The sequence below is a fragment of the Pseudorhodoplanes sp. genome (assembly GCF_059499825.1).
The window spans coordinates 360,090-371,818 of record NZ_JCABZI010000001.1 but is presented as its reverse complement, the minus strand read 5'-3'; the positions used below and the strand labels follow the sequence as shown (position 1 = coordinate 371,818).

At 65.8% G+C, this 11,729-nt stretch carries 10 protein-coding genes; 3 read left to right on the top strand and 7 right to left on the bottom strand.

Annotated elements, in window-relative coordinates; translation table 11 throughout:
• Positions 1–69 precede the first annotated feature (69 nt).
• Positions 70–837, bottom strand: coding sequence for a hydroxyacylglutathione hydrolase (gloB, locus tag AC5I5I_RS01875; RefSeq protein WP_495969421.1), 768 nt, complete (start codon positions 835–837; stop codon positions 70–72).
• A 118-nt stretch (positions 838–955) separates the two neighbouring features.
• Between gloB and AC5I5I_RS01870 the strand changes: the two genes are divergently transcribed.
• Entirely contained in the window at positions 956–1,726 is a 771-nt protein-coding gene (locus AC5I5I_RS01870) for a methyltransferase domain-containing protein (RefSeq protein WP_495969420.1), read from the top strand.
• 12 nt (positions 1,727–1,738) lie between these two features.
• On the opposite strand, the gene AC5I5I_RS01865 is transcribed toward AC5I5I_RS01870, so the two are convergent.
• From AC5I5I_RS01865 to AC5I5I_RS01840, 6 genes are all read right to left on the bottom strand, one after another.
• The gene (locus tag AC5I5I_RS01865; RefSeq protein ID WP_495969419.1) at positions 1,739–2,521 is read right to left on the bottom strand and encodes a DUF4167 domain-containing protein; all 783 of its coding nucleotides are present in this window, start codon (positions 2,519–2,521) and stop codon (positions 1,739–1,741) included.
• Between the two features lie 558 nt (positions 2,522–3,079).
• Positions 3,080–3,964 carry a peptide chain release factor N(5)-glutamine methyltransferase gene (gene prmC, locus AC5I5I_RS01860; RefSeq protein ID WP_495969418.1) on the bottom strand — a complete coding sequence of 295 codons (885 nt, stop codon included), beginning with the start codon at positions 3,962–3,964 and terminating at the stop codon, positions 3,080–3,082.
• A complete protein-coding gene (prfA, locus tag AC5I5I_RS01855; RefSeq protein ID WP_495969417.1) occupies positions 3,961–5,040 on the bottom strand; it encodes a peptide chain release factor 1 in 1,080 nt (359 codons plus the stop codon). Before prfA ends, prmC begins: the two co-directional genes overlap by 4 nt.
• A gap of 3 nt (positions 5,041–5,043) precedes the next feature.
• A complete protein-coding gene (gene ptsP / locus AC5I5I_RS01850; protein WP_495969416.1) occupies positions 5,044–7,311 on the bottom strand; it encodes a phosphoenolpyruvate--protein phosphotransferase in 2,268 nt (755 codons plus the stop codon).
• Between the two features lie 164 nt (positions 7,312–7,475).
• Complete coding sequence (locus tag AC5I5I_RS01845; protein ID WP_495969415.1) at positions 7,476–8,324, bottom strand: NAD(P)-dependent oxidoreductase; 849 nt, start codon at positions 8,322–8,324, stop codon at positions 7,476–7,478.
• A 691-nt stretch (positions 8,325–9,015) separates the two neighbouring features.
• On the bottom strand, positions 9,016–10,269 hold the full coding sequence (locus tag AC5I5I_RS01840) for an aspartate kinase (protein ID WP_495969414.1): 1,254 nt from the start codon (positions 10,267–10,269) through the stop codon (positions 9,016–9,018).
• A gap of 210 nt (positions 10,270–10,479) precedes the next feature.
• Between AC5I5I_RS01840 and ubiG the strand changes: the two genes are divergently transcribed.
• Together ubiG and AC5I5I_RS01830 are read left to right on the top strand one after the other, a co-directional pair.
• Positions 10,480–11,226 (top strand): bifunctional 2-polyprenyl-6-hydroxyphenol methylase/3-demethylubiquinol 3-O-methyltransferase UbiG, encoded by a 747-nt coding sequence (gene ubiG / locus AC5I5I_RS01835; protein WP_495969413.1) that lies wholly within the window; start codon positions 10,480–10,482, stop codon positions 11,224–11,226.
• A 97-nt stretch (positions 11,227–11,323) separates the two neighbouring features.
• Positions 11,324–11,677: a hypothetical protein gene (locus AC5I5I_RS01830; RefSeq protein WP_495969412.1), complete on the top strand. Its 354-nt coding sequence runs from the start codon at positions 11,324–11,326 to the stop codon at positions 11,675–11,677.
• The last annotated feature ends 52 nt before the right edge of the window (positions 11,678–11,729 follow it).

The window sequence follows — 11,729 nt, the reverse complement described above, 5'->3', positions numbered from 1 at the left end:
GAACACTGGATTCCCACTTTCACGGGAATGAACGGAGTACGCATCTCCTGCCGTCCGAATAACGCCAAGCTAAAACTTGTTCTTCCGCGCGCGGACCTCGGTGAACACCTCGACGGCCGGCTTGCCGCTCAGGCCGACCGCGTCCGCAACCGACGGCATGTCCGCGCGCAGGAATACGTTCGCCGCCTTCTCGGCGCCGAGCGTCTGCGGCAGCGTCGGCTTGTCCGCCGCCCGCAATTCCTCGACTTCGGCCGCGCGCTTCTGCAGCGCCGGATTGTCCGGCTCGATGGTCAGCGCGAACTTGATGTTCGCCTGCGTGTATTCGTGTCCGCAATAGAAGCTGATGTCGTCCGGCAGCGCGCGGATCTTCAATAGCGAGTCCCACATCTGCGCGGGTGTGCCCTCGATCACCCGGCCGCAGCCGATCGAGAACAGCGTGTCACCGAAAAATCCGATTTTCTCCTTGTCGAAGACGAGCGAGATATGGCCGGCGGTATGGCCGGGCGTATCGATCACCCGCGCCTCCAGCGAGCCGACCTTCACGCTGTCGCCCTCGCCATAGGTCGCGTCGGTATCCGGAATCTTCGACGCCTCATTCTTCGGTGACGTCACCCGGCATTTATGCCTGGCCTTCAGTTCCGGGATGCCCTGGGTGTGGTCGGCATGATGATGCGTCACCAGAATGTCGGTCAGGGTCCAGCCGGTGTCCTTCAATGCCTGTTCCACCGCGGCCGCCTCCGGCGCGTCGATCGCGGCCGTGGCGCCGGTCTCGGGATCGTGGATCAGGACGCCGAAATTGTCTGAAAGACAGGGGAATTGGTGGATTTTCGCCGGCATGTCGGTTCCGTTATGTGGGAGTGATCGTCAACGCTAACACGGCGGCACGGGTTCGAGAATGCGGGCCGCCACCTGTGGATGCGGGGCCCGGCCCCGCGTTTCATGCTAGCATGATCGCATGTTCATCGACGTCGTGGACCTGCGGAATTTCTACGCCCAGCCGCTCGGCACTGTGGCCCGGCGCCATGTCGGACAGGCCATCCGCGCGCACTGGAACGACGTTCGCGGCGAGCGCCTTGCGGGCGTCGGCTACACCACGCCGTATCTCGGCATTTTCCGCGAAGATGCGGAGCGCTGTTTGGCATTCATGCCGGCCTCGCAGGGCGTGGTGAAATGGCCGTCGAATCGGCCCGGCCTCGCGGCGCTGGTCGACGAGACCGAATTGCCGCTGACCGATTCCGCGGTCGATCGCGTGCTGCTCGTGCATGCGCTCGAAATGGCGGACGATCCGGTGCGGCTGTTGCGCGAAGTGTGGCGGGTGCTGTCCGCGAATGGGCGGCTGCTCGCGGTTGTGCCAAATCGCCGCGGTCTATGGGCGCGGATGGACACGACGCCCTTCGGCCACGGCCGGCCCTATTCGCGCTCGCAGATCACCCGCATCCTGCGCGAGACCATGTTCACGCCGAAAGGCTGGGGCGAGGCGCTGTTCGTGCCGCCGGTTCAGCGCGCCTGGTTCCTGCGGTCGGCCGGTATGTGGGAGCGTCTGGGGCCGACGCTGCTGTCGCCGTTTCCCGGTGTGCATATCGTGGAAGCGACCAAGCAGGCCTATCGGGCGATTCCGGTGCGACGCGAAAAGCGTGTGCTGGTGCCACGGCTCGAACCGGCGCTGGCGCCGTCGACGGGCGGGGCCGCGCGCGATTCAGTTCTCCCCGCGAGCGAGGAGAACTAAAAACGCGAAGCCTTATTCTCCGGCCGGCGGCTGGGTCTGCGCCTCGTCGCCGCCTTCGCCAACGCCCTCGGGTCGCGGTCCACGCGGACCGCGGCGGCGACGGCGATGCAACGGGAAGCGATCGCCCTGGGCCTCATGGCCGCCATTGGGCTGGTCGCCGGCACCGGCAGGAGCCGCGCCCGTAATAAAGGACGGCAAGCCGACCGTCTCGTCCTGACTGCCGTTGGCCTGCTGCGGCTGACGGCTCTCATGCTGACGCGCGTCGTTCTGCCGGTTGTCGTGACGGTCCTGACGGTTGTCGCGATTGCGATCCTGCCGCGGCTGATAATCCCCGCGCGGCTGATGATCGCGCTGCTCGCGCGGCTGGTAGGGCTGCGCATCGCGCGGCTGCTGCTGTTGCTGATACGGCTGCTCGCGCGGCGAATAGGGCTCGGCACTGCCGTAATTCGGCTGCGAGTCGTCGTCGTCGTAGCTCTCGTCGTTGCTGCGCTGCTCGCCGCCTTCGCGTTGCTGGAACGGCTGGCTCTGACGGAATTGCTCCTGCGCCGCCGCGATCAGACGAAAATAATGCTCGGCGTGCTGATAGTAGTTTTCGGCGGCCACCGGATCGCCGGACGCGGTCGCGTCGCGCGCCAGCTGGATGTATTTCTCGGCCACGTGATTCGCGGTGCCGCGGATCTTCACGTCAGGCCCGTTCGATTCGTAAACCCGGGTCAGCGGGTTGTGGCTTTTGCCACCGCCGCCGCGATTGTTACGACCCCGCATCCGATGCTTGTTGTTCTGACCGTTTCTCATGGCTCGCCTGTTTGCCAACTCCTGATGCGCGGCCTGCGGCCGCGTTGCGGATCACTCGAACCTCAATTCATCGTGTCGCAACGACCCAGCTTCCGCTCGCATGTGCGGCGGACCGCGTCTCCTTGGATCGCTATCGCTCCGACAGTTCTCAACCCCCGGCGCGACAAACGCGCGCCACCTTGAGCCGATGTGGATCGGGTCGCCGATGATCCTAATCGTCATCGGCCCGATGCTGCCGGAGCTGCACCCGATCAAATCGGCAAAATCGTCTTTTGTTCGGCCTTATTTCGTCGTTCGACCCGTTGCGTCGATCAATGCCCGTTTCGGCTACATGCCCGTTTCGGCTACGCCCGTGATGCTGATTTGCCGCCGCCTTCGCGGGAGCCGGTTCGGGGAAGCCCTCTTCCCTCGGGAACCACGCCCGGGCCTCAATTGGCGGCCCTGCGTCAGGGCCGATATCTGCAGCGGAAGCTAGTCTGTCCGATCCGATAATCCAAGCGTTATTTTTGCGGGACGGGATGCGGTCAGGGTATGGCAAATGGACCGGTTTTCAACCGCTTAGGGCGTCCGGCGGCGGAAACTGAGAGCCCGCTCGCGGCCCGACAGGTCGCGGTGGATCGCGCGCTGTTCCAGGCCGCCCCCGGTCAGGATGGCGGCCACGTCGCCGCTCTGACCTGGCCCGATCTCGACGATCAGGACGCCGTCATCGTGCAGCAGGTGCGGCGCCTCCCGCGCAATCGCGCGGTAGGCATCGAGCCCGTCGACGCCGCCATCCAGCGCGCGCATCGGATCGTGGTCGCGGACCTCGGTCGCCAGCGCCCCGATCTCGGCCGTCGGGATATAGGGCGGATTCGACACCACGAGGTCGAACGTCTCGTTCAGCGCGGTGCCGAAATCGGCGAGCACGAAGCCGGTGCGCGATTGCAGCCCGAGCGCGGCCGCATTGGCATGCGCGGTCTCCAGCGCCTGCGGTTCGATATCGGTGCCGAGCCCGGTCGCGTGCGGACATTCATGCAGCAGCGCGAACAGGATCGCGCCCGATCCGGTGCCCAGATCGGCAATGCGCAACGGATCGCGCTTGCGGCTTTCGCCGAGCGCGGCCAGCGCCGCTTCGACCACGGTCTCGGTATCGGGACGCGGCACCAGCGTTGCCGGCGACAGTTTGAGCGGCAGCCCCCAGAATTCCTTCACGCCGAGAATGCGCGCCACGGGTTCGCCGCGCATCCGCCGCGTGGCAAGCTGTGCGATCGTCGCGCGCTCGGCGGCGGTCAGTTCGCGGCCAGCTTGCGAGGCGAGGGCGGTGTGATCGAGCGACAGCGCGTGTCCGACCAGCAGTCGCGCGTCGAGTGCCGGCGTATCGATGCCGGCCGCCTCGAAACGCGCCGCCACCAGCCGGCGCGCGCTTGCGATATCCGCTGCGGCCGCGAGATCGATCAGGCTCATGCCGCGTCGTTCTGCGCCGCCAGCAGGGCGGCCTGGTTTTCCGCCACCAGCGCGTCGATGATTTCGCCCAGCGCTTCGCCTTCGACGATCTCGGGAAGCTTGTAGAGCGTGAGATTGATGCGGTGGTCGGTGACGCGGCCTTGCGGGAAATTGTAGGTGCGGATGCGTTCCGAACGGTCGCCGGAGCCGACCTGCACCTTGCGGTCTGCGGCGCGCGCGCTATCGAGCTTCTCCCGCTCGGAATCGTAGAGTTTGGTGCGCAGCAGCGCCATCGCCTTGGCCTTGTTCTTGTGCTGCGAGCGGTCCTCCTGCACGGCGACCACGATTCCCGACGGCAGATGGGTGATGCGGATCGCCGATTCGGTCTTGTTGACGTGCTGGCCGCCGGCGCCCTGCGCGCGCATGGTGTCGATCTTCAGATCGTCGTCGCGGATATCGATATCGACATCCTCGGCCTGCGGCAGCACAGCGACGGTTGCGGCCGAGGTATGGATGCGTCCCGACGCTTCGGTCTCCGGCACCCGCTGCACCCGATGTACGCCGGATTCGTATTTCAGCTTGGCATAGACGCCGCGGCCGGTGATGTCGGCGATGATTTCCTTGTAGCCGCCGACCGCGCCTTCGCTCGCCGACACGATCTCGACCTTCCAGCCCTGCTTGGCGGCATAGCGCTCGTACATGCGGAACAGCACGCCCGCGAATAGAGAGGCCTCGTCGCCGCCGGTGCCGGCGCGGATTTCGATGACGACACTGCGCTCGTCCATCGCATCCTTGGGCAGCAATTGCAGCTGGATTTCATGCTCCAGCTGTTCGAGCTTGTCGCGCAAGCTGCGGCGCTCGGCATCGGCGATGTCGCGCATCTCGCCGTCGGAATCGGCATCGGCAAACAGCGCCTCGACATCCTCCAGTTCGGCCGAGGCCGCGCGGTAATTGCGGATCGCCTCCACCACCGGCGAGAGGTCGGACAATTCGCGCGACAGCTTGACGAAATCGTCGGCGGCGAGCTGGCCGCTCAGCCGCGCTTCGATTTCAGCGTGACGCACGATCAGGGCGTCGAGTTTGACCTGTGGAAGCATTGATTAAAGCTGCAGATTCTCGGAGGCGGCGAATTGCTCGATCCGCTGGCGCAGCGTCATGCCGGTTTCCGAGTGATCGAGCAATGGCCCGATCGCCGCCAGCGCCTTTTCCGCGTCGAGTTCGAGCAGCATGGACTTGACCGGACCGACGGCGGACGGGGTCAGCGACAGCGCGCGGTAGCCGATGGCGACCAGCGCCAGCGCACCGATTGGCTTGGAGGCGAGTTCGCCGCACAGGGTGACCGGCTTCTTGTGTTCGCGGCCCTTGCGCGCGATCAGGCGCAGCGCGCGGACCACCGGCACCGAAATCGGATCGTAGCGTTCCGCCACCCGCGAATTGCCGCGATCGGCCGCGAACAGGAACTGGCACAGATCGTTCGAGCCGACCGACAGGAAATCGACCTGCGGCAACAAATCGTCGAGCTGGAACAGCAGCGACGGCACCTCGACCATGACGCCGATCTCCACCCGCTCGGGCAGCGTATGGCCGTGCCGGCGCAGATAGGTGAGTTCGTGCTCGACCATGGCCTTGCCCTGCGTGAACTCGTCGACCACCGCCACCATCGGAAACATGATCTTCAGTGCCTTGCCGGAGGCGGCGCGCAGCAGCGCGCGGATCTGGCTGCGCATCAGGCCGGGCCGGTCGAGACCGAGCCGGATCGCGCGCCAGCCCATGGCCGGGTTCTCTTCCTCGAAGGCGCTCATATAGGGCAGCACCTTGTCGCCGCCGATATCGAGCGTGCGGAAGGTCACCGGCTTCTCGCCGGCGGTTTCCAGCACCGAGCGGTACAGCGCGAGTTGTTCGCCGATTCGCGGAAATGTCGGCGCGACCATGAATTGCAGCTCGGTGCGAAACAGGCCGATGCCGGCGGCTCCGGTCTCCTCGATATGGGGGAGATCGACCAGAAGCCCGGCATTGAGATGCAGCGCGATTTCGTGCCCGTCCCGGGTGATGCAGGGCTTGCCGCGCAGCGTCTGGTATTGCGCCTGCTTGCGCGCGCGCAGCTTCACCCGCTCGACATAGGCGGCTTCGATATCGGGCGGCGGCCGCAGATAAACGTCGCCGGAAATGCCGTCGACGATCATCGGGTCGCCGGGCTCGACCAGGCCCGCCGCATTCTCGACCTCGCCGACGGCGGGAATGCCGAGCGCGCGCGCAACGATCGCGATATGCGAGGTCGGGCCGCCTTCCTCCAGGATCACGCCGCGCAGCCGCTTGCGGTCGTAGTCGAGCAGCGCCGCGGGTCCCATCATGCGCGCGACCACGATGGCATTGTCGGGCAGCTGGTCGCGGTGCGGTGCATGCTGCACGCCCATCAGCTGGCGCATCAGCCGGTTGGCGAGATCGTCGAGATCGTGAAGCCGCTCGCGCAGATACGGGTCGGTGGCGCGCAGCATCCGCGCGCGGGTGTCGGACTGCACGCGCTCGACGCCGGCTTCCGCGGTCAGGCCGGTGCGGATCGCCTCGCGCATGCGCGACAGCCAGCCGCGGTCATGGGCGAACATGCGGTAGGTTTCGAGAATATCCTTGTGCTCGCCGCCATCGGCGATCTCGCCGCGCTCCAGCATCACGTCGACGTCGGAGCGCATCGCGCCGATCGCGTCGTCGAGCCGCTTCAATTCGCCCGGCACGTCGTCGGCAACAAAATTCTTGATCACCACGCGCGGCTCATGCAGCACCGCATGCCCGAGTGCGATGCCCTCGGCCAGCACGGTACCGGACAGATGCCGTCGCGGATGCACCGCCGGTTCGGCGCCGGGCTTGGCGAGCGAGGTCAACTCGCCGGACGCGATCATCTCGGCGAGCACCATGGCGGTGGTCTGGAGCGCTTCTTCCTCTTCCTCGGAATAATTGCGGTGGGCGCGGTTCTGCACCACCAGCACGCCGAGGGTATTGCCGGCGCGCAGGATCGGCACGCCGAGATAGGAATGGTAGATTTCCTCGCCGGTTTCCGGGCGGTAGGAGAAGGCCGGATGGGTCTGCGCGTCCGACAGGTTGATCGGATTGGCCTGGCTGGCGACCAGACCGACCAGGCCCTCGTCGATCCGCATCACGGTCTGGTGGACCGCTTCCTTGTTGAGGCCCTCGGTCGCGTACAGTTCCAGCGTGCCGTCCACGCGCAAGACGTAGACGGAGCACACCTCCGCAACCATGTTGGCGGCGATCAGCACGACGATCCGGTCGAGCCGGTCCTGCGCGCTGACCGGCTCCGCCATCACTTCGCGGAGCCTTCGCAGCAGCACGCGCGGGCCGCCCATTGCGCCTCGCATGGGCAATTCCTTCCAGGGGTGGCCGGCGAAACCGGCTATGCCGGGCTATAGCGGGTGCGATACGCCAGCCGCAAGCAACTCTTCTCCCCTCCCCCCGCGAGCGGAGCGAGTGGTGGGGAGGGGTTGGGGGTGGGGGGCTTCTTCGCACTGCCCCGGAATGACGACTATTTTTTCGTCGAATTGTCGAAAAACTTCGCCAGCGCGCCGATATCGGTTTTCTCGCTGCGATTGTCGGCGGCCAGCCGTTCGTACAGGTCGGCGATTGCCTCGTACATCTCGCGCGAGGGACCGCCACCGGTGTACTGGGCGATCTCTTCCATCTCGGCCACCCAGCGATAGGCCTTGCCGAACATGTCCGGCACGCTGCGCTGGAAATAGGCCAGCAGATTCGGTTGGCTGGCGCTGAGCTCGGCATGCAGCGCCTCGGCGACGCCGGCCCGTTCGGCGGCGAGCAGCATCGCCGAACCGACCGCGGTGAGCCCTTTGGTGATCCCGCCATAGCTCATCTTCAGCGCCGAGGCGGCGCCGATCCCGCCCTCGACCCGCCGGAACACCAGTCCGACATCGTTCAGCCGTGCGAGCGGCTCAGCGTCGGCGCCTGAATAATAGAACACCGGTCCGCCGTAGCCCGCGCGCGGCGGTCCGCCGATGATGCCGGCATCGGCGAATGGGGCGCCGGTGCGAGCAATGGCCGCGCCGAGCTGCTTCACGGTGTCCGGATTGACCGCATTGCAATCGGCATAAAGCGGCTTGGTGGTCGTGGCGGTGAGCGCGGGGGCGAGGCGCTGGGCCAGCGCCGCGGCATCGCCGGGCGGCACGATCGAGAGAATGACATCGGCCGCCGCGATTTCGGCATCGCTCGCATCGATCATGCCCGCGGCTTGCGCGCGCCTGGCGCTGGCTTCGCTGCGGCCGTGAAGCGAGGTAAGCACGCGTACGCCGTTTTCAGTCAGCCGCTTCGCAACGCCTGCGCCCATGCTGCCCTGCGCGATGATGGCGATTGTGGGTAACATCGGTTTCTCCATTCACGCCAAATTCACGCTACGACCAGCCGGATTGCGCGTCCGCAGGGTTGGGCCGAGGCGCGCAGCAGCGCCGTGCCGGCCGGTTCCATTCGCCACCGGCACCGTCAATTGATGTCACTGCCCCCATCCCGCGGCAAGGCGCCATTGCGATCCGATGCGCCTCTTGACATTTTGCTGCGTTAGGAATATAGTCATTTCATCCCGCCTCGTCCAAGGGGCGTCTGATCAGCGTCATGAGACGCGGGGCGGGAAGCGGTGGCCGTTGCGGGACGCAAGACGTAGCGCTCGCAATGGAAGGTTCAAGCCGCGTCCCGTCGCGTTAGCCACGCGGCGTTTCGGTGGAGGAACGTCCACTGGGGACGATGGAGCAGACCTTCAAACACCGCGCGCGGAACGCCGGGCGACCGGCTGTCCGTGGTGACTATGCTCGTGTGGATACTCTCTCAACACCACACGAGGCTGCGGGCTTCCTGGAAGCCCGGAGTTCCGCGCGCCCTTGGGATGTCCAAGGGAGGGAATGCGATGACGAATACGGGCGCGCCCGCGCCGGCCAAAAAACAGGGCTGGCGGAGCTTTGGCTGGTGTCGTAGGGCGGATGAGCCGAAGGCGTAATCCGCCGGGTTGCAGCAACAATGGCGGATGACGCTGCGCTAATCCGCCCGACGCACAAACCCAGGCATCAGGCCTTGTCCAGCCCGTAGAGCGAATGCAGCGTGCGCACCGCAAGCTCGGTATAGGCGGCATCGATCAGCACCGAGAACTTGATCTCGGACGTGGTGATCGCGCGGATGTTGATGTTGCGTTCGGACAGCGCCTTGAATGCGCGCGCGGCAACGCCGGCATGGCTGCGCATGCCGATGCCGATCACCGACACCTTCGCCACATCGGTGGCGCCGTCCACGCGCTGGAAGCCGATCGTCTCCTTCGATTTCTGGATCACGTCCATGGCGCGCTGATAATCGCTCGCCGGCACGGTGAAGGTCAGGTCGGTCGTCTTGCCGTCGGCGGAGACATTCTGGACGATCATGTCCACATTGACGCTGGAATCGGCAAGCGGCCCGAAGATCGCGGCGGCAATGCCGGGCTTGTCCTCGACATTGCGGATCGAAATCTGCGCTTCGTCCTTCGAGAACGCGATTCCCGTGACGACCTGTTGCTCCACGATATCCTCCTCGTCGCAGATCAGCGTGCCCGGAGGCATGCCGTGCGGATCGATGTCTTCCGGCTTGTCGAAACTGGAGCGCACGAAGATCTTCACCTTGTGCACCATGCCGAGCTCGACCGAGCGAACCTGCAGAACCTTGGCGCCGAGCGAGGCCAGTTCCAGCATCTCCTCGAACGCCACCTTGTCGAGACGGCGCGCCTTCGGCACCACGCGCGGGTCGGTGGTATAGACGCCGTCCACGTCGGTATAGATGTCGCAGCGGTCGGCCTCGATCGCGGCCGCGATCGCTACCGCCGAGGTATCCGAGCCGCCGCGGCCGAGCGTGGTGATGCGGCCGGTCTCCTTGTGGATGCCCTGGAAGCCGGCGATCACCGCGACCTCCTTGCGCTCGCGGAAGCGCTTGACGATCTCGGAGCCGTTCAGTTCGGAAATGCGGGCCGAGCCGTGCGCGTTCGAGGTGTACATCGGCAATTGCCAGCCCTGCCAGGAGCGCGCGGTGATGCCCATATTCTGCAGGACGATGGCAAGGAGCCCGGCGGTGACATTCTCGCCCGAGGACACGATCGCGTCGTATTCGCGCGCGTCATGCATCGGCGAGGCGTCCTTGCACCAGGCCACCAGTTCATTGGTCTTGCCGGCCATGGCGGAGACCACCACCGCCACATCGTGGCCGGCCTTGTACTCGCGCTGCACATGGCGCGCGACGTTGCGGATGCGGTCGAGATCGGCGACCGACGTTCCGCCGAATTTCAGCACGAGACGTGACATGAAAGGATCGGCGCCCCTGACAAAGTTAGCGCGCGGCGGCTGGGGCGGACGCCCGGCGCGGCGCAGTCATAGCGACGCCATGCCTCGGCTGCAAGGCGCAGGAGTCAGCGAAAAGTGATGGGCTGGGGCGCTACCGGGAGGCTAGAAGGACAGCGTCTGGATCGGTGCGTCGCGCCGCTTCGTCAGGCCGGTGGGAATGCGGGTGAAACGATGCCGAAGCGGGGTGAGACCACAATCGACCGGGCCGAGGTCGAGCAGTTTTCGAAGCTCGCCGCGCAATGGTGGGACGAGCGCGGCCCGATGGCCATGCTGCACAAGTTCAATCCGGTGCGGCTCGCCTATATCCGCGACCAGGCCGCCACCCATTTCGGGCGGAACCCGCGGCAGATCGGCTGCCTGTCGAACTTGCGCATTCTCGATATCGGCTGCGGCGGCGGCATCCTGTCGGAGCCGCTGGCGCGGCTGGGCGCCAGCGTGGTCGGGGCCGATCCGGCCGAGGCCAATATCGAGGTGGCGCGCAAGCATGCGGCGCTGGCCGACCTTGTGATCGATTACCGTGCGGTGACGGCGGAGGACCTCGCCGACAAGAACGAGAAATTCGACGTGGTGCTGGCGATGGAGGTGGTCGAGCATGTCGCCGATGTCGGCCTGTTCATGCGCCGCTGCGCCGAGATGGTGCGCCCGAGCGGGCTGATGATCGCGGCCACCCTCAACCGCACCATGAAAAGCTTCGCGCTCGCGATCGTCGGCGCCGAATATGTGCTGCGCTGGCTGCCGCGCGGCACCCATCGCTGGGACAAGTTCGTCACCCCGGCCGAACTGGAGGGCGCGATGAAGGCGGCCGGGCTCAATGTGGTGGACGAGCGCGGTGTGGTGTACCGCGTGATGGGCGACCGCTGGGAGTTGTCGTCCGACATGGACGTGAACTACATGCTGACCGCTGCGCGCGGTGCATGATCGCGTTGCATTAGGTGCGGCGCAACGCGGGCAGAAAAATTATCCCTCCGGGCTGGAGCTGTGCGATGATGCGAGGCCATCGCTTAAGGAGCAGCCCATGATCGTCGAACTCGTGACCTTCAATTTCCCCGCCGGCCATGATCGCGACAGCGAACTGGAAGCTGTGCGCGGTGTCACCGCGAAATGGGCCGCCAACAAAGATCTGGTGCGCAAGCATTTCCTCTGGGGTGTCGGCGAGGCCGAAGGCACCGGAGCCGGCGTCTATATCTGGCCGTCGATCGAAGCCGCCGAGCGGGCCCATGGTGACGAGTGGCGCGAAGGCGTGAAGAAGCGCACCGGCGGTTATCCGACCATCCGTTATTTCGATCTCATGACGCTCGTCGACAATGAGAACGGCACAGTCACGGAGTGGGACGCGAGCGGCAAGGCACGTCAGCTCGAGACCGCGTGATCGTCCCGATGCTTTGCTGCACGAACGGAAATCATGCAGTTCGCTCCCAATT